Source organism: Staphylococcus felis (assembly GCF_003012915.1).
Taxonomy (GTDB): domain Bacteria; phylum Bacillota; class Bacilli; order Staphylococcales; family Staphylococcaceae; genus Staphylococcus; species Staphylococcus felis.
In genome coordinates, this window is sequence record NZ_CP027770.1 from 549,020 (window position 1) to 571,475 (window position 22,456).

The 22,456-nt window shown below is 35.4% G+C and carries 21 protein-coding genes, 2 pseudogenes and 1 other annotated feature; of the genes and pseudogenes, 12 read left to right on the plus strand and 11 right to left on the minus strand.

The window, feature by feature from the left end:
- Positions 1 to 476: 476 nt before the first annotated feature.
- The 3 genes from rpsR to rpsF are packed head-to-tail and all read right to left on the minus strand — an operon-like array spanning position 477 to position 1,587.
- Positions 477 to 719, minus strand: coding sequence for a 30S ribosomal protein S18 (gene rpsR, locus C7J90_RS02700; protein ID WP_014614919.1), 243 nt, complete (start codon positions 717 to 719; stop codon positions 477 to 479).
- A gap of 44 nt (positions 720 to 763) precedes the next feature.
- Positions 764 to 1,267 carry a single-stranded DNA-binding protein gene (gene ssb, locus C7J90_RS02705; RefSeq protein ID WP_103207848.1) on the minus strand — a complete coding sequence of 168 codons (504 nt, stop codon included), beginning with the start codon at positions 1,265 to 1,267 and terminating at the stop codon, positions 764 to 766.
- A 23-nt stretch (positions 1,268 to 1,290) separates the two neighbouring features.
- A complete protein-coding gene (gene rpsF / locus C7J90_RS02710; RefSeq protein WP_103207850.1) occupies positions 1,291 to 1,587 on the minus strand; it encodes a 30S ribosomal protein S6 in 297 nt (98 codons plus the stop codon).
- Positions 1,588 to 2,067: 480 nt separating this feature from the next.
- Between rpsF and C7J90_RS02715 the strand changes: the two genes are divergently transcribed.
- Complete coding sequence (locus C7J90_RS02715) at positions 2,068 to 3,600, plus strand: B domain-containing protein (RefSeq protein ID WP_103207852.1); 1,533 nt, start codon at positions 2,068 to 2,070, stop codon at positions 3,598 to 3,600.
- A gap of 209 nt (positions 3,601 to 3,809) precedes the next feature.
- On the plus strand, positions 3,810 to 4,448 hold the full coding sequence (locus C7J90_RS02720) for an NAD(P)-dependent oxidoreductase (RefSeq protein ID WP_103207854.1): 639 nt from the start codon (positions 3,810 to 3,812) through the stop codon (positions 4,446 to 4,448).
- An 82-nt stretch (positions 4,449 to 4,530) separates the two neighbouring features.
- Here C7J90_RS02720 and ltrA read toward each other — a convergent pair whose 3' ends face one another.
- From ltrA to C7J90_RS02735, 3 genes are all read right to left on the minus strand, one after another.
- Positions 4,531 to 5,817, minus strand: a complete 1,287-nt coding sequence (gene ltrA / locus C7J90_RS02725; protein WP_106465077.1) for a group II intron reverse transcriptase/maturase — start codon at positions 5,815 to 5,817, stop codon at positions 4,531 to 4,533.
- Positions 5,818 to 6,437: 620 nt separating this feature from the next.
- On the minus strand, positions 6,438 to 7,208 hold the full coding sequence (locus tag C7J90_RS02730) for an HAD-IIB family hydrolase (RefSeq protein WP_244905081.1): 771 nt from the start codon (positions 7,206 to 7,208) through the stop codon (positions 6,438 to 6,440).
- Positions 7,209 to 7,311: 103 nt separating this feature from the next.
- Complete coding sequence (locus C7J90_RS02735; RefSeq protein WP_232618905.1) at positions 7,312 to 7,569, minus strand: hypothetical protein; 258 nt, start codon at positions 7,567 to 7,569, stop codon at positions 7,312 to 7,314.
- A 254-nt stretch (positions 7,570 to 7,823) separates the two neighbouring features.
- On the opposite strand from C7J90_RS02735, the pseudogene C7J90_RS02740 reads away from it, so the two are divergent.
- The 6 genes and pseudogenes from C7J90_RS02740 to C7J90_RS02765 all read left to right on the plus strand — a co-directional run.
- A pseudogene (locus C7J90_RS02740) lies at positions 7,824 to 8,011 on the plus strand (DDE-type integrase/transposase/recombinase); the annotation flags it as partial.
- 368 nt (positions 8,012 to 8,379) lie between these two features.
- A complete protein-coding gene (locus tag C7J90_RS02745; RefSeq protein ID WP_103209463.1) occupies positions 8,380 to 9,021 on the plus strand; it encodes an HAD family hydrolase in 642 nt (213 codons plus the stop codon).
- 39 nt (positions 9,022 to 9,060) lie between these two features.
- Positions 9,061 to 9,303 (plus strand): hypothetical protein, encoded by a 243-nt coding sequence (locus C7J90_RS02750; RefSeq protein ID WP_103209461.1) that lies wholly within the window; start codon positions 9,061 to 9,063, stop codon positions 9,301 to 9,303.
- A complete protein-coding gene (locus C7J90_RS02755) occupies positions 9,260 to 9,832 on the plus strand; it encodes a hypothetical protein (protein ID WP_103209459.1) in 573 nt (190 codons plus the stop codon). The genes C7J90_RS02750 and C7J90_RS02755 overlap by 44 nt, the downstream gene beginning before the upstream one ends.
- On the plus strand, positions 9,825 to 10,304 hold the full coding sequence (locus tag C7J90_RS02760) for an NUDIX hydrolase (protein WP_103209458.1): 480 nt from the start codon (positions 9,825 to 9,827) through the stop codon (positions 10,302 to 10,304). Before C7J90_RS02755 ends, C7J90_RS02760 begins: the two co-directional genes overlap by 8 nt.
- Positions 10,305 to 10,394: 90 nt before the next feature.
- On the plus strand, positions 10,395 to 10,883 hold the full coding sequence (locus C7J90_RS02765) for an MFS transporter (RefSeq protein WP_103209456.1): 489 nt from the start codon (positions 10,395 to 10,397) through the stop codon (positions 10,881 to 10,883).
- A gap of 7 nt (positions 10,884 to 10,890) precedes the next feature.
- Here the strand turns inward: C7J90_RS02765 and C7J90_RS02770 are convergent.
- From C7J90_RS02770 to C7J90_RS02790, 5 genes and pseudogenes are all read right to left on the minus strand, one after another.
- Positions 10,891 to 12,201, minus strand: a pseudogene (locus tag C7J90_RS02770) (ISL3 family transposase).
- Positions 12,202 to 12,431: 230 nt separating this feature from the next.
- Positions 12,432 to 13,529 carry a redox-regulated ATPase YchF gene (ychF, locus tag C7J90_RS02775; RefSeq protein WP_103209819.1) on the minus strand — a complete coding sequence of 366 codons (1,098 nt, stop codon included), beginning with the start codon at positions 13,527 to 13,529 and terminating at the stop codon, positions 12,432 to 12,434.
- Positions 13,529 to 13,741, minus strand: a complete 213-nt coding sequence (locus C7J90_RS02780; RefSeq protein ID WP_103209818.1) for a DUF951 domain-containing protein — start codon at positions 13,739 to 13,741, stop codon at positions 13,529 to 13,531. Before C7J90_RS02780 ends, ychF begins: the two co-directional genes overlap by 1 nt.
- Positions 13,742 to 13,752: 11 nt before the next feature.
- On the minus strand, positions 13,753 to 14,652 hold the full coding sequence (locus C7J90_RS02785; protein ID WP_103209816.1) for a mechanosensitive ion channel family protein: 900 nt from the start codon (positions 14,650 to 14,652) through the stop codon (positions 13,753 to 13,755).
- Between the two features lie 76 nt (positions 14,653 to 14,728).
- The gene (locus tag C7J90_RS02790; protein ID WP_103209815.1) at positions 14,729 to 15,553 is read right to left on the minus strand and encodes a ParB/RepB/Spo0J family partition protein; all 825 of its coding nucleotides are present in this window, start codon (positions 15,551 to 15,553) and stop codon (positions 14,729 to 14,731) included.
- A gap of 182 nt (positions 15,554 to 15,735) precedes the next feature.
- Positions 15,736 to 16,050, plus strand: a binding site (T-box leader).
- 80 nt (positions 16,051 to 16,130) lie between these two features.
- Here C7J90_RS02790 and C7J90_RS02795 point away from each other — a divergent pair.
- Genes C7J90_RS02795 through metE form a run of 4 tightly spaced genes read left to right on the plus strand, consistent with a single transcriptional unit; the run spans position 16,131 to position 22,444 of the window.
- Positions 16,131 to 17,234 carry a PLP-dependent transferase gene (locus C7J90_RS02795; protein ID WP_103209813.1) on the plus strand — a complete coding sequence of 368 codons (1,104 nt, stop codon included), beginning with the start codon at positions 16,131 to 16,133 and terminating at the stop codon, positions 17,232 to 17,234.
- Positions 17,231 to 18,406 carry a cystathionine beta-lyase MetC gene (metC, locus tag C7J90_RS02800; RefSeq protein WP_103209812.1) on the plus strand — a complete coding sequence of 392 codons (1,176 nt, stop codon included), beginning with the start codon at positions 17,231 to 17,233 and terminating at the stop codon, positions 18,404 to 18,406. The genes C7J90_RS02795 and metC overlap by 4 nt, the downstream gene beginning before the upstream one ends.
- Positions 18,360 to 20,201, plus strand: coding sequence for a bifunctional homocysteine S-methyltransferase/methylenetetrahydrofolate reductase (locus tag C7J90_RS02805; protein ID WP_103209810.1), 1,842 nt, complete (start codon positions 18,360 to 18,362; stop codon positions 20,199 to 20,201). The genes metC and C7J90_RS02805 overlap by 47 nt, the downstream gene beginning before the upstream one ends.
- Positions 20,195 to 22,444, plus strand: coding sequence for a 5-methyltetrahydropteroyltriglutamate--homocysteine S-methyltransferase (metE, locus tag C7J90_RS02810; RefSeq protein WP_103209808.1), 2,250 nt, complete (start codon positions 20,195 to 20,197; stop codon positions 22,442 to 22,444). Before C7J90_RS02805 ends, metE begins: the two co-directional genes overlap by 7 nt.
- Positions 22,445 to 22,456 lie beyond the last annotated feature (12 nt).

Genomic DNA, 22,456 nt, shown 5'->3' on the forward strand with positions numbered 1-22,456 from the left:
AAGAGGTTGGGACATGAATATGTCTCAATCTCTCTTTTGATAGATAATGAAAAAATAATAACAGAAAAAAATGTAACTAAATATAAAGCTGATACATCTAATAAAACATCAAAAGTACGGATTAAAATACTCAAATAATTCATTTTTTATTTTTGTTTTTTATTTTAGATATAATAGTACCAATTACTACAAGTGTTAAAAACGTTAAAATCCAACTTATTATACTTACCACCACAACAAATTCCTCCTTTAACTTTATTTATAACATATTTAACAATTGAATAAAAAATATTAATGAATCATCTAAAATAACAGGAAAGTCAAAAATAAATATAAATCATTTACTCGTAATATTGGAAAAGACACAAGAATAGTTGAAAAATCTCTTGAATCTCTAAATTTAAAACGATTAACTTTTCCCAAAACAAAAATCCCCGTACCTATAAGGTTAGCGGGGGTTTTCATATTCCTCTATATTAAGCTTCGTCTTTTACGAATGGTAATAAAGCCATATGACGTGCACGTTTAATCGCTGTAGTCAACATACGTTGATATTTCGCTGACGTACCAGTCACACGACGAGGTAAAATCTTACCACGTTCTGAGATAAAACGTTTAAGTAATTCAGTATCTTTGTAGTCGATATGTGTGATACCGTTTGCTGTGAAGTAACACACTTTTTTACGACGACGACCGCCTCTTCTTGGTCCACCTGCCATGATTTGTGCCTCCTTTACTTTATAATCATTTTAAGATTTTTAAATTAGAATGGTAAATCATCATCACTAATATCAATTGGTCCATTCGCATTGGCAAATGGGTTATCATTATGGGATGATTGATTGTTGTTTTGATATGACGAATTTTGGCCTTGTTGTTGTCCACCGAAACTTTGTTCATAACTTTGGAAATCATTTCCTGGGTTATTGGCATGACGCTGGTTTTGTGATTTTGGCTCAAGGAATTGAACACTATCACATACAACTTCTGTGACGAATATACGTCGGCCTTCTTGGTTTTCGTAACTGCGTGATTGTAAGCGACCATCAACGCCAGCAAGACTTCCTTTAAATAAGAAGTTACTTACGTTTTCTGCTTGTTTACGGAAAACAACACAGTTGATGAAGTCCGCTTCACGTTCCCCTTGGGCATTCGTAAACGTACGATTAACCGCTAAGGTAAAAGTCGCAACACTTACGCCTGAGGGTGTCGTTCTGTATTCTGGATCTTTAGTTAATCGACCTACTAATACGACTCTGTTAAGCATATTCACGCCCCCATTTTATTCTATTACTTGTTTTCGTCTTCACGGACAACAATGTAACGAATGATATCGTCATTGATTTTAGCTAAACGTTGGAATTCGTCAGTAGCTTTGTTGTTATCTGATTGAATACGTACGATGTTGTAGTAACCATCTGTAAAGTCTTCAATTTCGTAAGCTAAGCGACGTTTACCCCAATCTTTAGTTTCCAATACTTCAGAACCTTCAGAAGCTAAAATTCCGTTAAAACGTTCAACTACTGCTTTACGAGCGTCTTCCTCAATGTTTGGACGCACGATGTACATTACTTCATATGTTCTCATTGTATATTTGCACCTCCTTGTGGTCTAAGCGGAGAGGTTCGAATCAAAAGCATATCGCTAAAGTCCTAGCCCCTCAAGGAATAATTTTCATTACTCACATTCAAAGATTGTATCATAGTTCTTTACTTTTTACAATCATTATTTCAATTGCATATTCACACCTTAAACCCTATTCAATTTCAATTCGCAAAATAAACATAGTCTTCACTATTTGGAATATCTTCTAATCGTTTATCTTGATATATGGATTTAAATGTATTTAACTCTGGATTATTCCATACATTTCCATTGTAATCTTCATTTTATATAGTTCATAGCGCGTTTATATTAATATGTTTTACAGCATCAAACAACTAATCATTTATGTTTAATTTTTATTTATAAATAGTTAAGGAATAGTTAATTTTTATTAAAAAGGTTTTGTGATAAATTTTATATGCATTGGATAAACTTTAACAACGAAACAGAAAGGGAAAAATTATGAAAAACAAAAATATTTCTAGATTATTAATGGGTGCAGCAACACTTACACTGGCTACAATGATAGCTAACGGAGAGGCGAAAGCTGACGAAGTAACACAAGAGGCTTCTGTCGAACAAAGCCAAAATGAATTCGAAACAGATCAACAACGTGCGTTTTATCATACACTTCACTTAGAAGACGTAACTGAAGACCAACGCAACCAGTACATCAAAACTATCAGAGAAGAACCAACACGTGCACAAGAAGTTTTTTCTGAATCAGTTAAAGATAGCATTAACCCTGAACGACGTACTGCACAACAAAATGCATTTTATGGCGTGCTTCACAACGAAGACTTATCTGAAAAGAAACGTAACGAATACATCGAACAAATCAAAAAAAATCCTGACCATAGCCAACAAGTTTGGATAGATTCCATTAATCCAACTGAACTTGAGCAAAACAGAGCAAATGCAGAACAAGCAATTAATGACTTTGATGCTAACAAACATGCACAAGACAAAGTGAAAGTATACGAAGAAAATGCTAAGCTTCCAGAATCAGAACGTATGCTTAATAATTACATCGTAGAACAAATCTCAAAAGACAAAGCCAATACACGTAAAAACGAGCGTATCGCTTCTGCTAACAAGGCTTTAACAGCATTAAACACACAAGACTCTATTGAAAACCGACGTCAAGCACAACGTGAAGTAAACAAAGCACCTATGGACGTTCAAGCACAACTTCAAAAACAATTAAACGCAATTACAAAACAACTTGATGAAAAAGCTGAAGCAAATCGTAAGGCTAAAGAAGATGCTATCGCTCTTGGAGACGAGCACACAGCTGCAGCTAACAAAGTTTTATCAGAGCTAAAAGACAATGTTTCTGATGAAAAACGCAAAGAAGCAGAAGATGCAATTAAAAAAGCACCTGAGCATGTGCAAGCGCACCTTCAAAATCAACTCAAAGCAATCATCTCACAACACGAACAAAAGAAAGTACAACCTGAAGTTGAAACAGTAGTAACAGAAGAAAAAGCAGAAGATGCGACTGCTGACGCAAAAGAAGACAACCAAGTAACGACACCAGCACAAGACGAAACACATTCAACATTAGCAAGCTATTATCATTCATTGAAAGATAGTCTAAAGAAGGATTATGACTCTGTTTACAATACTTTCAATAAAGGTTATCAACAACTAACTGAAACTTATAATAAGTACAAACAAAAATATGAGAATGCGAAATATTACGTTGAGACATATTATAAATATAAAAACACAATCGACAAAGTTGTATTAGCAACTTTAGGTGATGGACTCAAAACGCATATTCAACCACTTGAAATTAAAAAAGATAAAAATACTTTATATAACACATATGCTCAAGCACGTAACTATGTAACGGAAGGTGTTAATACCGGAAAAGTGTTATACGCATTCTACCAAAACCCTAATGTAGTCAAAACAGCAATCACAGCTGCTGAAACTGCATCAACTATTAAAGATACAATTTCAAGCTTTTTCTCATCATTCTTGAAATAATCATTATGCCGAATCATTGTAAGTTAAGTGATAAACTTTAATGAATTCCCTCCCCCTATAAGCTTATGATTCGGCATAAAAATAAAAGACAGAAATCTATGACCCGTATAGATTTCTGTCTTTTGCTATATTAATGCTATGAGCACAATTTTAGACAACTTCTCTCATTGGAGGTATATTTATTATATCAATGAATGGAGGTTTTTCAGATGAAAGTAGGTATTATTGGTGCAACAGGCCAAATTGGCAACTTAATACTCAAAGAAGCTTTAAATGACGGATTAGAAGTGACAGCCATTGTACGTGACGCTTCAAAATTAGAACAAAAAGATGTTTCCGTTATTGAGAAAGACACTTTTGACTTAACAAAAGAGGATTTACAACCATTTGATGTAGTTGTGAGTGCATTCGGTGCTCCTCTTGGCGAAACTGAACCTCATGTTAAAGCCGGACGCGTTTTAATTAACGCTTTAGATGGCACAGACACAAGACTTGTTATCGTTGGTGGTGCAGGTAGTTTATACACTGATGATAGTAAGACTCAAACATCTCTTGAAGCAGGACAAGTGCCAGACTTTGTCGTTCCAACTGCAACAGGTCATGATCAAAACTTGCAACAAATTAAAAAAACAGAGTCTCTCAATTGGACATTCGTAAGCCCATCATCATTCTTTGATTTTGAAGGGCCACGTACAACACACTATCGTATCGGTGGCAATGTACTACTCACAAATGCAGATGGTGAGAGTTATGTAAGCTATGCTGACTACGCATTAGCAATGATTGAAATCATTAAAAACAACGACTTTATCAAGCAACACATTACTGTTGTAAGTGATAAAGCTTAACCCTAAATCGAGTAGGAGAGTAGCCATTAATTGACTACTCGTCCTCTCACACCACCGAGCGTACGGTTCCGTACTCGGCGGTTCAATATCTTGCGTAAGCCAACTCTGCAAGCTGGGTTAATGGTATCAGTCCCCACTTGTAGAGTTGTTTTGTTGTAAGTGCACGATGAACCTCGTGCGTGTTTGATAGTCGCCAGTACTTTTTTCGAGACTGTGCGATTTTCATCGCACTTCTATGGTCAAGACCATATTGGCGCAACATCTTATACTTAGTTCTTACTCTTTTCCACCGTTTAAGTATGAGTTGTCTAAGTCGGCGGTTTAACCAAGATTGCGTGGTTTCAATAAATTCTCTGATAAAACCTCTACCAAAGTAATTTATCCAGCCTCTCGTCACTTGGTTAATTTCAGTGATAATGTCTTTAAAGGTACCGGGTCTATTTCGTTTCGTTATTTTCCTTAAGACGCGTATTAAATTTCTTTTTGCTTCCGTAGTCGGTCTGAAACGACAAACCCCATTTACCTTGGTTATTAGACAACTCAAGAACTTTAAACGTGTGACTGCTCCTATTCTGCTTTTATCTTCATTGACAGCCAACTTCAGTTGCTTTTCAATGAATTTCGTTACACTCATCATTACGCGTTCACCTGCACGTTTTGTCCGTACAAAGATGACAAAGTCATCTGCATAGCGTACAAACCGGTGTCCACGCTTTTCGAGTTCTTTATCCAGTTCATGTAGATAGATATTACATAGTAAAGGAGAGATAACGCCCCCTTGTGGTGCACCTATCTTTCTTTCTGCGACTTCGCCAGATAGGTCAATGGCACCTACTTGTAAACTTCTACGGATAAATGTTGAAATTGACTTATCTTGAACATGGCGTTCGAACAAATACATCAGCTTATCATGATTTAACATGTCAAAGCACTGTTTCAAATCACAATCCACGGCTATTTTATAGCCCTCTTCGTAGTAAATAGCGCATTGCTTAAGTGCTGTTCCTGTGCTACGATTAGGTCTGAAACCATGGCTATGATTCGAAAATGTTCGGTCGATGCTGGGTTCAATCACTTGTTTAATCGCTTGTTGTATTACCCTGTCTCTAGCGACAGGGATACCAAGCACACGCATTTTCCCATTTGGTTTGGGAATTTGCACTTTTCGAACTGCTTGAGGTTGGTATGTGCCTTCAAGCAGTTTTTTCGTTATCTGTGAAAAGTACTGCGCAAAGTGAGCACGAAGTTCACTGACTTTCATGCCGTCAATTCCAGGAGCACCTTTGTTTTTCTTAACTTTCTTGATAGCTTTTTCTATGTTGTCTGGTCTTACAACAAGCTCCATCAATGATGGAGACTTACGATACATTTCTTTCATTTCACCTAAGATTTACTGTACACACTTATGTATTCTTTTTTTTCGTTCCACTACTTATCCTTCCATAAGCTGCCGATTAAACCGTATTCTGTACGTCGTAAATCTATAACCTCCAATCTTTACTTTGTATTGAATATTGTTCAGTCCTTCGATACATTTTCCCTACTATGACTTCTGCTGACTTCTCATCATTCGTTGTTACTACGGTAGAGTACCGCTGATGAGACCTCCCCGGGTAAGATGTAACCTCTTTCCACTCATGCCACCGCATCATTTACTATATAGAACTCGGGTAGTATTGGACTTTATCTTGTTCTGCAGATTCATCCATTCTACATAGCCTTGTATGATGTTTCTGTTCGTCAGTGCGAGTGTTTGCGTCCGACTTCCTTCAGATTCCACTTCGCAATGGACACCCTTGTCTTTCGCTAACAGTTCCTACTACCAAGCCTGTAACGGACTTTCACCGTCAAGATGTTACCCATGCCGGGCGCACAGAAAAAGATGAGCTCAAACAATAAACGTTAAGCTCATCTTTTTTGATTACTTACTTTTAAACGTTTTGCTATTTTAATCTCCCTGAGTATTCTTCTCATTAAAAATATAACTACTCAATATTTTTTTAATGATTTTATTAATTCGAGCGCACTACGATCGATATACTCCACATTAGCAAAAGGCATTTCCACTTTATTTCCACCAACATAGTATGCCTGCTTAGCGTGTTTAAGTAAGTCGTAGTCATTAATATCATTCCCGTAAGCGACGTACGACGCCATATGAATGATTTGTTTAAGTGTGGTGTATTTATTGATATTTTTAGCTGTAATATCAATATTATTCTCTCTTTTATGATAATTAATTGATAAAAAAGCGCTATACGGTGCTAGTGCTTTTGTAATATGCTCAAACATATCGTCGTCTAAGTTTAACAAAATAACTTTAATTGGCTCCGTAATATCGTCCATTTTGACATTTTGCGCTAATCGCTCAGGATCTAACTGTCTATATATTTTATTGTCAGGGCTTACTTTGGCTGAATAGTCAAAAGGGCCGTCGATAATATATTCTAAATGATTGCTAACAATGAGTTCTTTTAATTTTAAAAACACATCATGAGAAATGCTTTGAATCACACCAATTTCTTCATTTATTGAAACAATCGAACCATTTCCACCTATTAAGGTTTTGTTCCCAAAATCTTTGACCACAGGAACAAGATCCCTTATCGGTCGTGCTGATGCGAAAATAATTTGATGCTTTTCTCCGATTCTTTTGATTTCCCTTTTTAGATTATCTTCTATAAATTGGCCATTGAAACATATCGTTCCATCAACATCCATCACAAATATCAAAATATAGCTCCCTTCAGTTATCATCATATTACTAATAAGTAGATATAAACTTCATGTGCTTACTGTCATTTTAAAACAATAAACGATATCCTAGCTCCTCATCTTCCTCATTTATGAATATAAGTGCACTTCACATATGTAATCGTTTATCTCTTTTCTCTTTTTCTCTGAAATAATCAACTACTGTGCATCCAATTGCAAATAAAAAGGCAATCATTAACCAATCATCATAAATGCGATTGTCAAAAAAATGCGTAAATGTAATCGGATCCACCATATTAAAAATACGTGGATTTGGGGGGACATAGCCAATGAATTTCATCAACAATATAATACCGACACTAATAACCAGTGTTTCGACAAATGTTTTAATCAAGTCTTTCACCATAAGTAAACCTCTTTTTCTAGAATTTGACTAAACGTTTATTCTTGAGAACATGATTTGCAATAAACATCTTGCATTGTGGCCCAACTTTTCAAATTCATGATGCCTTTTAGTTCTGAGACTTTTGTTTTAATTGTCACTTCTTCATCTTTATTTAATTTTCGATTCTGTTGCAAAGTTGAATTTATAATATAATTTTAACAAAAAGGAGTCTTCTGTATGAAATATTTCAGATATAAACAATTTAACAAGGTAGCCGTTGGGTTAAAAAATATGCTCCTATTTTGTATCAAATTTGGAAAAAAGCATAAAAAAACCTATTATTAAGTAGCGTATTGATGAGACATACATTAAAATAAAAGACAAATGGTGCTATTTATATTGTGCCATTTATGCAGATAATCATACATTAGATATTTGGTGTTACGCAAGCATTGAAAGGATCACCTTCTCTTAACTTTGTTCTTTTTCTTCTTTGCTTAAATCATTCCTTTTAATATATATTCTTTTACACCAAAAGAATATTGCGGAAAAGAGTCCTGAATTTGACTTTATATTAGGCGATAAAAGCGTTCTCTCAAATCCACTTTTAGGGTTTATATATTTCAGATGTTTTGAAGATTCTATTTTTATTACTTTGATTCTTGACTAATAATTCAGAAAGGTTTGTATCTAATGACTCATTATAGGTTTGTTTAAACTTTAATTATGTGTAGAATGCAGAAATAACTTTCATGATTTATATAGTATAACAAAGGTTATATATGACAATTTAAAGTAGGAAATATATGGTAATAGGAGAAATGTTATATAATGAAAAATGTTTATTTTGATTTAGATGATACTTTAATACAAACACAAGAAGCATACAGGGATGTAAATGATAAGTTATCGAAACTAATAGAAATAAATACTAATTATAAAAAGTCAGATATACTTAATTATATGAATAAAATAGATGTTTCGAAAATAGAAAGTATGTCTTTTTCTCCAAGTAGGTTTTGTAGCAGTTGGGTAGAGACATTTGAAAAATTAATGCCTGTAAATTCTTTCTCAAGAAAAAATGTTTTTGATTTAGCTAATGACGTTTTTCAACGGAAAATACCATTGCATACTGATGCTAAAAGTATTTTAGAAATAATAAAGTATGAAAAACCGGAAATGACAAAATTTATAATATTGACTCATGGTGATAAGAACATACAAACAAAGAGAATTGAAGATTTAGGATTACATACTATCTTTGACGATGTTAGTATAGTTGATCATAAAAATGAAAAAGTTTATAAAAATATGACTTCATCAAATAAAGATATCATGATTGGAAACTCTATAAATCACGATATCTTGCCAGCGTTAAATGCTAATTGGCAAGCATTTCATATTGAAAGACCTCTAAGTTGGGAATATGATGGGAAATTAACAGAAAGAAATTTTTTTCATCAAAAGATTTAACACTAATATGGGATTATATTTTTTAAGGAGGAGTATTACATGGAATTAAAACCAAATACAAAGTCCAAGATTATAGGGAAACGAAAATTTTCTAACAGGAAAGATTTCGTAAATACATATGGAGAAGCAGTCTTCAACGATGAAGAAGCAGTAAAAAAGATACATCAGTATTGGCATTCGAAAGGTCAAAATGGCTGTGTTTTCGCCCAAAAATTGTCTAAATTAGATGAGGAACAAAATGGGTGGTATAAAAAAGTTTTTTTTTACAACTCGTACAAGTGAAATAGACACAGTAATTAAAGAATCCATTTCTAGACAAGAAGTAGAAGTGATTAGTTTGCTTTTTCCTAACATAACAACAGAATTTGAAGTTATAAAATTAGTGAAAAAGTTAATTGCACAATCACAATATATTTTTATGCAAGAGCCAGTTTTATATAATGAAACTGAAATTTCTATACCTTTAAGAATTAATATAGCAGAAAAAGATAAACCACAAGTATTATCATGGGTTATGACTTTCGCTCCACTAAGTAATTATCCTAACACAAGACAATCACCAATATTTGAAATAGCAATAAGAGTTAAAGAAAAGAACGAAAATATATACAAAAATTTAAACCAAAGTCGTAGTGATGCTCATTTGGCTGATACGCCCTTTCATTTGCCAGCAAATATTGTAGACTCCACATGGAATGCTACTTTTAAAAATACACAATACTTATTAGGACATAAGCCAGACTTAAAGTCTGCCGCTAAAACAACTTTAACAGTAAGTTTAAATAAGTGGGAGGATATTGAAGATGACTAATAATCGACCTAAAGTTCAAGTGAGTTGCTTATTGCAGAGTGACGAAAAATATTTAATGATTAGAAGGGTAAAAAAGAAAGCACACACATTAATGAAGCTTATTCCGGCTGGAGGACATGTAGAAATAGGAGAACCGTTAGAGGAGGCAATCGTTAGAGAAATGAGAGAAGAGACTGGCGTAACTGTTCTCAATCCCTCTATTATTGGAGTTATTTCTTTTATTTCTGAAATTGATAATAGTCACAATGTTTGTTTTATGTTCAAAGCTCTCGAATATAGTGGAGAAACTGAAACTAGAGAACCTGAAAAAGTAGTACCAGAATGGATAAATACTAATGATTTATTAATAAATAACGATGTTCCTTCATATTACGCAAAATTTTTCGAAAAGCATTTTGAGAATCCTCAAAAATTTATTAACTGTACTATAAATTTCAAATCTAATGGAGATATAATAACGACTTTCAACTAACCTAAAACACGATTAAAGTATATAGAAAGGGGAAGGGGTATTGAATACGAGAGAGGCAAAACTACCATTGTTAAAGTTATTAGCTTTAGTGTGATAAGTTTTATTTGTGTAATGACAGAAACACTTCCATCTGACTTGCTTCCTGAGATTAGCGAGAGTCTTAATGTACCTCACTCGTATGCCGAACAGTTTGTTACAGTTTATGCTTTAGGTTCATTCATTTCAGCTATACCTATAGTTTTAAAAACACAATCGTGGAATAGAAAGCCGCTTTTTCTATTCGGATTATTGCTATTTCTTTTGATGAACACCGTCACAGTATTTTCACCCAGTTACATCTTAACTTTAGTATGTCGTTTTGTAGCAGGAATTGGGGCAGGTGTAATATGGAGTTTGTTAGCTGGTTACGTCAGTAGAATGGTTACTCCCGATGTAAAGGGTAAAGCTGTTACAATTGCTATGTCAGGAACACCATTTGCACTTAGCATTGGTATGCCTATAGGGAGTTATTTAGGTGTAATATTGAATTGGAGAATTATCTTTATGGCTCTCTGTCAAATCGGACTGGTCACATTATAATAAGGAGTTAGGCAACCTTGGATTGTTTAACTTCTTTTTTCACTGTGAAAGCGTGGAGCCTTGAACATAAAATGATTCGATTACGCAAATGATTGTAATTTCTATAACCAAAAAAGACGCGTTTAATAAGTTTGATTTTATTGTTTATACCTTCTATTGGGCTATTTGTAAAGTCTTTATAAGCTATTGTATTCTCTATCATTAATATATATTTTTTGAAAGTACGTATGACAATTTGCAGTTTGGGATGAATGGTCGATAATTGAATTTCTTCAAGTTCTGCTTTGAGTGATAATGTATCATTATTTTTGACATAATAACGTAATTGATTCACAACAGAATATGTGTTTTTAAGTATGGCATCTTGATCCAATATGTAATCAATAATGCCTTTTTCTGTTTTCCAAGATTTAAATAAAGCTACTTTACGATATTCAAACATCTCTAAACTTTCTTGTGGTGACAATAGTAACTTCCAATACCTTTTGAATTTATTATATAAAGGGCGATTAATGCTTCTGAATGTATTCATCACGGCTACTCGAGCCATGTTCAATGCACGATTAAGCGCCTGAATGATATGAAAATGATCAATAAAATCTTAGCGTTTGGAAATAGCTCTTTAATTAAATTCATATAGGGTTCATACATATCTATAATCACTGTTTTAACACATCGTCTATCATTCAATGAAAAACGATAAAAATAATCCTTTAATGACCATAAACGACGATCTTCAACAATATCAATAATACGATGCGTTAACGCATCGACATAAATAAAACGCATACTTCCAGAAACATTTTTGACACTTTTAAATTCATCCATCAGAATATGCTCGGGTAATGGACTATCTGAAGAAAGTTGAATATTTTCAGCTGCCTCATCAATAAAACGCGCAACAGTAGCGGGTGAAACTGAATATGATAAAGCTATGGAAGGCTCAAAACGAATGTCTTGGGCTTGTTTTAGAAGAGCTAAGCGTGAATGATTCGAAATAAAAGAATGTTTATTGACTATAGGCGTTTCAACCGTGTAATATTGATTACATCATTTACAATAAAAACGCTGCTTCTTAAGAACCAAATAAGCAGAATATTCAGATATATGTGGCAATGTAATTCTTGATTTCTTCTTACCCATTTTAATAATTTGATGCTTATGATTTGTAGTTCCACACAACTTACATTTATCAGGTTCGTATGAAAGTTCCCCATAGTAAAAAAGACTAAGCGTTCCTTTAAACGCTTTCTTATCAACCCTCTCCTCAAAACGATTTATCTTTAATATTTAGTGTGTTTGATATAAAATGTTGCATAGGCGCATAATCTCTCCTTTATTATTGGTTGGGTCACTTTTAATAATAGAGATTATTGCGCTTTTTTGCATTCCTAAAGAAAATCGGACTATTAAAATGAATTCTTTCATTCCACCAGTCCGATTTATTATAGAGCCCTTTTTATTCACAAAAAATACACTCCTTTCACCTTTAATAAAAGTAGTGAAAGAAGTGATATTTAAAAACACTGTAATAGCACGGTTTTTCAATTAAACATTAAATCTAAAGTGAACAACGTCACCATCTTGCATAATATAGTCTTTACCCTCTAAGCGCATTTTACCGACTTCTTTAGCACCTTGTTCGCCACCGTTTTCAACAAAGTCGTCATAACTTGTCACTTCTGCGCGGATAAAGCCTCGCTCAAAGTCTGTATGGATAATGCCGGCACATTGTGGTGCTGTCATGCCTTCTTTGAATGTCCAAGCGCGGACTTCTTGCACACCTGCTGTAAAGTATGTCGCAAGGCCTAATAGTTCATATGTTTTACGGATTAAACGATTGAGTCCTGGTTCTTCAATGCCTAACTCTTCAAGGAACATTGCTTTATCGTCATCGTCTAATGTCGCAATTTCTTCTTCAATTTTAGCACTAATGACAATGACATCTGAGTCTTCTTGAGCCGCATAATCACGAATGGCTTTAACTTTATCGTTTTCAGCATCATTCACTTCATCTTCACCAACATTTGCGATGTAAAGCATTGATTTAGATGTTAAAAGTTGCGCTTGATTGACATATTTTTGATCTTCGTCATTAAATTCTAAACTACGTACTGGTTGTCCATTTTCAAGTGCCTCTTTGATTTTTGTTAAAATACGCACTTCATTAACTGCTGTTTTATCTTTTTGTTTAGCCATTTTTTCAAGTCTTGGCAAGCGCTTTTCGACGGATTCCAAATCTGCTAAAACCAGCTCCATATTGATGACCTCGATGTCTTCAATAGGGTTAACACGCCCAGCAACATGTGTCACGTTATCATCATCAAATGCACGAACAACTTGGCAAATTGCGTCGACTTCGCGAATATGAGATAAGAATTTATTTCCAAGCCCTTCTCCTTTTGAAGCTCCTTTTACAATTCCGGCAATATCTGTGAATTCAAATGTAGTTGGAACTGTTTTTTTCGGTTGTACAATTTCTTCTAATTGCGTCAGACGCGTGTCAGGCACTTCTACAATCCCTACGTTAGGATCAATTGTTGCGAAAGGGTAATTTGCTGCGAGTGCACCTGCTTTTGTTATTGCATTAAATAGTGTAGACTTCCCTACGTTCGGTAAGCCTACAATACCTGCTGTTAAGGCCATTATTCATTCTCCTTCTCATTTATATTTCCTTTTTCAAGAACTTTTTTCAACTTTTTATTGAATGTTGAGCGTGGCATCATAATACTTCGTTGGCAATTTTCACATTTGATACGTATATCTGCACCCATTCGAATAATTTTAAAACGATTTGTACCACATGCATGTTGCTTCTTCATTTCTACTATATCATTTAATTCATACTTTGCAGACACAATCATCACCTCTATTGTTCATTGTTTTGTTGATACATTTGAACTAAGGCTGGTGTTGGTGTTTCGATACCTTCTTCATCTAAAAATGCTTTGAGTTCACGTCGCAAAATTCGAGACCCTGTGAAGTGTTCACCAGGTAGTGTTTCCCCAGCAATACGCATCGTTGCTTGATAACTATTAATTTCGTTAACACCCCATACTTCTGGTACTGCAATAAATAAGTCGTATTTTTTGGGAATTGTTTTTAAAAATTCTTCCATTTTTCTTTCAACTTTATTTAAGTCTTCATTAATTGAGATTGGTATATCAATAATAGAAACACCGTTTGTTACTGAATAGTTGGTCACTTCACTCATCGTTCCATTTGGGATTGTACATAACTCTCCTGTAATAGACAAGACACGTGTGGAACGTAACCCAATCGATTTAATAGTACCTTCTGCGATAGGTGCACTATTATTTTTAATGCCGACATAATCACCAATATCAAAAGTATTTTCGAAAATAATGAAAAATCCTGCAATCACGTCTTTAACAAGTGTTTGTGCACCAAAACCAATCGCTAAACCGACAACTCCGGCACCGGCTAAAATGCTCTCTACGCTAATACCAAATTTACTTAAGACTGTTGTCAGTGTAATAAACCATACAATATAACCCACCACATTTTGAACAAGTGTGATTAGCGTTTTGGAACGTTTAGCACGACTTGATTTATACTTCGCAGATTTTGAGGATTTATTATTCACTTTAAAGAATTGTTCGATGACCTTATTCAAAATACGAATCACAATAAATGCGACAAGTACATAAATCAGTACAATAACTAATTTGGTCAACAAATTCGAGTATGTTTCTGGCTCTAGAAACGGTCGAATCATTTCAGTCAATATTGCTTTGAATTGATTCATAACTAACAAGTACTCCCTTTCTTCTATATATTCATTCTGTCATAAGTCTCAACATGATTTTTGATCGATATTCATCCTATTGACTTGTTTGCTTTAAAAGTTTAATAAGTCTGTGATAATCAGACTCTGAATGAAATTCAAATGTAACATGGCCCACCTGTTGACGCGTTGAAATTTCGACTCCTGTACCATATTGTTTGCGTAATTGCGCCTCATGTTGGCGAATTAACTTCGGTTTAGATGGCGTTTGTGTAGCTTCTGACTTTGCCTGAACACCTTTTTGACGAACTGCATTCACCTGTTGTTCTAAATAGCGTACACTCCAAGACTCCCGGACGGCTAAATCTGCATATTTTTGCATCAATTGCCGTTCCTTTAAAGCTAATAGTGTACGCCCGTGACCACTTGAGAGTTGGTCTTGACGTATCATCGTTCTGATTTGAGTGGGAAGTTTAAGTAATCTCAACATATTGGCAATATATGGACGGGATTTACCTAAACGTTCGGCAACTTCTTGCTGTGTTAGGTTTAAGTTGTCCATCAATTGTTCGTAACTCTCTGCTTCTTCAAGCGGATTCAAATTGTCACGTTGTAAATTTTCAATGATTGCAATTTCACGCATCTCTTCGTCTGAGAATGTTTTGATAATAGCTGGAATCTTAGTAAGGCCTACCTGTTGACTCGCACGGTATCGCCGTTCTCCCGCTACAATGTAATATCCCTGAATAGACGGTGTAAGAATAATCGGTTGTAATAAACCATGTTGCCCGATGGATTGAGCCAATTCATGAAGTTTTTGGACATCAAAATCTTTTCTTGGTTGATATGGATTAGGTCTTATCTTATCCAATGATACAAATTCAACATCTTCAGGACTTTGATCTTCTATTCTACGTGTCATCCACAATCACCTCCAAAAGATTTTCACTATTCTATTTTACTGATTGAATCCTTGAGTTACAAGACTTTCATATTGTTTTACCATATCTAAAATTTTCTGCTAATCAAAATTTTCAGATAAAAGTGTTGACACCTTTTCATTTATCGTGTAAAGTGTGACTTATCAAAACGAAACACAATATTCGAAACACTGTAATAAGGAAAGTAGAACTTACACTGCTTTTACAGAGAATCTTCATTTGCTGAGAGAAGAGATTGAAAGAAAGTTTGAAAATGGCCTTGGAGTGTTGATGCCAATATGAGGTATCACCGGGTTCGCCCGTTATCGCGATACAGTATAAACATTTTGTTTAATGCCGTACTGGAATTCCAATGTATACACCTCCAATGTATATACGCATCTATACGTATTAAACAATTTAGCGTACTGGAAGAGGTTGTTTTAGTGATAAAACAACAAAATAAGGTGGTACCACGAACGAAGCTTTCGTCCTTTATATCTGATTGTATGAATCGGATCTAAAGGATGAAAGCTTTTTTATTTTGATTCAATATGTCTCTGAAGGGGGTTGTCATATATGAAAGATACACAGCTTGCACAAATTGCTGTAACAGAAGATTATACTGGCGCAATTGCTAATCCTATTTATTTATCAACGGCTTTTCAACATCAAGGGTTAGGCCAATCCACTGGGTTTGATTATACCCGTACGAAAAATCCAACACGTAATGATTTTGAAGTCGCCTTTTCAAAACTGGAAGGCGGTGCTGCATCATTCGCAACAGCAAGTGGTATGGCAAGCATTCAACTCGTATGTAGCTTATTTAAGCCTCAAGATGAAATACTCGTTTCGTATGATTTATATGGTGGCACGTTTCGTTTGTTCCAATATTACGAAGAGCAATATGGTATTCATTTTAAATATGTCCATTTTGATCAATATACTGAAGTGGTTGACGCGATTACACCTCATACAAAAGCATTATTTATCGAACCGATTTCTAATCCACTGATGATTGAGGTCGAATTGGCACCTTATTATGAATTGGCACATCAATATGGATTGTTGACAATCATCGATAATACGTTTTTAACACCTTACTTATCGACACCACTTGAAGATGGTGCAGATATTGTTATACATTCAGCAACCAAGTATATAGGTGGTCATAATGATGTTTTAGCAGGAGTTGTTACTGTAAAAGATCCGGATCTCGTTCAAAAATTTGAACTCTTACACAATATGATCGGTGCTACACTCTCACCTTTTGATAGTTATTTATTGCAGCGTGGACTTAAAACGTTACACTTACGCATCGATCGCGCTCAAGACAATGCACGTCGGTTAGCCGAACGATGTCGCACTTTAGATAGTATTAAAGAAGTCCTATACAGTGGTCGAACAGGAATGCTAAGTCTAAGATTAGAAAAAGACGTAAGTGTTGAAAAGTTACTAAAATTCACACGTGTTTGTAGATTTGCCGAGAGTTTAGGTGGAACAGAGACGCTCATTACTTTCCCATATACACAAACTCATGTCGACATGCCAGACGACGAAAAAGAAAGTAGAGGGATTGATCAGCAACTCGTTCGATTATCTATCGGTATCGAAGCTTATGAAGATATTGAAAATGATTTATTACAAGCATTAAATAAATCTAGAGAAGGAGTGATTCAATGAGTTTAAGCCAACAAACCCAGTTGATACATGACCCTAAAAGAGGACAATCTTATCAATGTGCGAATCAGCCACTCTACTATGCATCAACCTATCATCAAAAAACACTAGGTGCTGCTACTGAATATGACTATGCAAGAAGTGGTAATCCTAATCGCGAAACACTAGAAACTAAACTGGCACAACTTGAAAATGGAAAATACGGATTTGCCTTTAATTCCGGTATCGCAGCAATTACCGCCGTGTTTTTAACATTAAAATCAGGCGATCACGTCATTTTACCTGATGATGTGTATGGCGGAACTTTCCGACTTACTGAACAAATCTTATCAAAATTTGATATTCATTTCACAACGGTCAATACAGAAGATGTTTCAAATATTGAAGATGCCATCCGTTCAAATACTAAGCTTGTCTATCTCGAGACACCGTCAAATCCTTTGTTCAAAGTGACAGATATTCGTCACGCTGTTGAGATTGCTCATCGTCATGACTTATTAGTCGCAGTCGACAATACGTTTATGACACCTTTAGGTCAACATCCCCTTGAATTAGGTGCTGACATTGTTATTCACAGTGCAACTAAATTTTTAAGCGGTCATAGTGATCTGATTGCAGGTGCTGTCATTACAAATCATTCATCTGTCGCAGAGGCTATCTATCTTATTCAAAATGGTGCTGGAACAGGATTATCTGTTTATGATAGTTGGACATTGACACAACATCTTAAAACATTATCTGTACGTTTTAATCAATCCGTACAGAGCGCTCAGCAAATGAGTCGTTTTCTAGAATCACATCCAGCTGTTAAAGATGTTTATTACCCGGGCAATAACACCGTTCACCTCAATCAAGCAGAAAATGGAGGTGCCGTATTAGGCTTTCGATTAAAGCATGAACACCTTGCACAAAAGTTTGTTGATGCACTCGATTTACCGCTTGTGTCAGTAAGTTTAGGTGGTGTTGAAACAATCCTTTCTCATCCTAATACGATGTCACACGCTGCCATACCACAGCATATTCGTGAGGCACGTGGTATTACATTCGGCCTCTTTCGTTTGAGTGTTGGATTAGAAGATGTTGACGAACTCATCTCTGATTTAGATCATGCATTAAAGGAGGTATATCATGAGCCGACTATTAGAAACATTAAAGCACAACGTTCTAGTGGCTGACGGTGCAATGGGTACAATCCTCTATTCAGAAGGTTTGGATACATGCCCTGAAAGCTATAATCTGACTCACCCGGAAAAAGTCGAACGCATCCACAAATCATACGTAGATGCAGGTGCTAATGTAATACAAACAAACACATATGGCGCAAATTTTGAAAAACTCAAACCTTTCGGACTAGAACACAAAGTCAAAGCTATTCATGAAGCTGCAGTAGCAATCGCAAAACGTGCAGCGAACGAAGATACATTTGTACTAGGGACTGTCGGTGGATTCAGAGGCGTTCAACAAGGCGAACTTTCGTTATCGGCCATCCAATACCATACGGAAATCCAAATTGATACGTTAGTCTCATCAGGTGTCGATGGTTTACTCTTTGAAACATACTATGATTTAAAAGAGTTGCTTGGAGCTGTTACACTCGCTCGCAAAAAATACGATATTCCTATTATTGCACAATTAACAGCATCAAATACGAATTACTTAATTGATGGTACATTGATAAATGATGCATTGTCACAAGTCATTGAAGTTGGAGCGAATATTGTCGGTCTCAATTGTCACCATGGTCCACATCATATGAAAAATACCTTTAGTCATATTGAAATTCCAAATCATGCATACCTATCATGCTACCCTAACGCAAGCTTACTAGATATTGATCATAACCACTTCAAATATAGTGAAAATGCTGAATATTTTGGAAATATAGCAGAACAATTAATTGAAGAAGGTGTTCGACTCATCGGTGGCTGTTGCGGAACGACGCCTGAACATATTCGTAAAATTAAAGATGCAGTTACCGGTCTTAAACCTATTACCGATAAAAAAGTTATCCCTATTCACAAAAAAAGAGAACGAACCAAAAAAGAACCGCATTCACTCAACTTGGCTGAACGTGCTAAAAAGCAACCTACTATTATCGTAGAGCTCGATACGCCCAAACACCTTGATACGAAACGTTTTTTCGAAAATGTAAAAGCATTAGATGATGCCAAAATCGACGCGGTGACATTAGCTGATAACTCGCTCGCAACTGTTCGAGTCTCAAACATTGCAGCCGCTAGCTTAATTAAGCAACGCTTTGATATTGAGCCACTCGTGCATATCACATGCCGAGACCGTAACTTAATCGGGCTACAGTCGCATTTACTAGGTCTATCACTGTTAGGCATTAATGAGATTCTTGCTATTACAGGAGATCCGTCTAAAATTGGACACTTGCCAGGTGCAACGAATGTATATGATGTCAATTCCAAGGGCCTTACAGAACTTGCGCTCAAATTTAATGAGGGCATTAACACTGATGGTGATGCGCTAAAGGCAGAAACAAACTTTAACATCGCCGGGGGATTTGATCCTCATGTAAGAAATATCAACGCAGCCGTACGTAAAATGGAAACCAAAATTGAGAGCGGCATGCATTATTTCATCACACAACCTATTTTTACAAAAGAAAAAATTATCGAAATTTATGAAGCTACTAAACATCTCGACGTTCCTATATTCATAGGTGTAATGCCGATTACAAGTTATAAGAACGCTCAATTTTTACATAACGAGGTTCCAGGCATTAAAATGTCGGATGATGTCTTAGTACAATTCAAAGCAGTAGCTGGAGACAGAGAAGCCACTTATCAACTGAGCGTGTCACTTTGTAAATCGTTAATTGATACTGTTCACCAGTATTTTAACGGATTATACCTGATCACACCGTTTGAACGTGTCGATTACTCATTAGAACTGGCCGCTTACTCAAAATCAATTACTGACAATAATCAGGAGGTTATATTATGACAATTAAAACTACAAACTTAGGATTCCCAAGATTAGGACGTAAACGTGAATGGAAAAAAGCAATTGAAGGTTATTGGAATAACAAAATTTCAAAAGATGAATTAGATGAAACATTGCAAAATTTACATCGTGAAAACCTATTATTACAAAAAAATTATGGATTAGACAGCGTGCCTGTAGGTGACTTTTCATTATACGATCATATTTTAGATACATCATTGCTCTTTAATATCATCCCTGAGCGCTTCCAAGGACGCGATGTCAATGATGATTTATTATTTGATATCGCACGTGGGAATAAAGAACATGTTGCAAGTGCGTTGATCAAATGGTTTAACACAAACTATCACTATATCGTACCTGAATGGGATAATGTCACACCTAAAGTACAAAAAAATGCTTTATTAGAACGTTTTAATTATGCAAAGTCATTAAATATCAATGCACATCCAGTTATTGTTGGACCGATTACATTTGTTGCACTTTCAAAAGGTGGTCACCAATCTTTCGACGAGAAAGTACGTACATTGCTTCCATTATATATCGAAGTATTTGAATCACTCATTCAAGCTGGTGCTGAAACAATTCAAGTGGATGAACCGATTTTAGTAACAGACAAAGGCGCTGAACTTGAAGCGATTACACGTGAAGCTTATGACGCATTTGCAGGTGCTGAAGTCTCAAATAAGTTAATCATTCAAACTTATTTTGAACGTGCAAATGTTCAGTTTTTAAGTCGCTTGCCTGTTAAGGGGTTAGGCCTTGACTTTGTACACGACAATGGTCATAACCTGCAACAAATTGAAAATGGTGATTTCGATCGATCAAAAACACTTTTTGCAGGTATTATTGACGGTCGCAACGTATGGGCAGCTGATATCGAAGCCAAAAAATCTTTAATCGAAAAATTATCGCAATATTCAGATGACCTCTATATTAATCCATCCTCTTCATTATTACACGTACCAGTTTCATTAGATGATGAGACATTAGACGATACAGTACGTGAAGGATTAAGCTTTGCGACTGAAAAATTAGAAGAACTCGATGCATTAAAACGCGCAATCAATGACAACAACACTGAAAAGTTTGATACATTCAAAGCGCAATATGAGCGTTTCCAAAATCAAGATTTCAAAAATTTGGACTATGACTTTGATCGCGTTCGTTCACAACGTGCTTCTGCATTTGCTGAACGTAAAGTATTACAACAACGTCGCTTGAACTTACCTGACTTACCAACAACAACGATTGGTTCATTCCCTCAATCGCCAGAAGTACGTAAAAAACGTGCTGATTGGAAAAATAATCGTATTACAGATGAAGCATATGATACGTTCTTAAAAGATGAAATCAAACGATGGATTGAAATTCAAGAAGATATCGGATTAGATGTATTTGTCCATGGTGAATTCGAACGTAATGACATGGTTGAATTCTTCGGTGAAAAGCTACAAGGATTCTTAGTGACGAAGTTCGGCTGGGTACAATCATACGGTTCACGTGCCGTTAAACCACCTATTATCTATGGTGATGTTAAATGGACAGCCCCATTAACAGTAGACGAAACCGTTTATGCACAAAGTTTAACTGACAAACCTGTAAAAGGTATGTTAACAGGTCCAGTCACTATCTTAAACTGGTCATTCGAACGTGTTGATATTCCACGTGCTACAGTTCAAGATCAAATTGCACTAGCAATCAATGAAGAAGTCCTTGCATTAGAAAAAGCAGGTATTAAAGTAATTCAAGTCGATGAACCTGCATTACGAGAAGGTTTACCTTTACGCAAAGAATTCCATGAAGCATACCTTGAAAAAGCCGTACACAGCTTTAAACTAGCAACATCATCTGTGTCTGATCATACGCAAATTCACACGCATATGTGCTATTCTCAATTTGGTCAAATCATCCATGCTATTCATGATCTTGATGCAGATGTCATTTCTATTGAAACGTCAAGAAGTCACGGTGATTTAATTAAAGATTTTGAGGATATAGATTATGATTTAGGTATTGGTCTAGGGGTTTACGATATCCATAGTCCACGTATACCGACAGAAGATGAGATTACAACAGCTATCGAACGTGCATTACAACAAATCGACCGCTCACTCTTCTGGGTAAATCCTGACTGTGGTCTTAAAACACGTAAAGAAGACGAAGTAAAAGCAGCATTAAAAGTGCTTGTCGATAGTGCACAAAAATTACGTCAAAATGAACCGACGCAACCTACAGCATAAGGGGGCATTCAT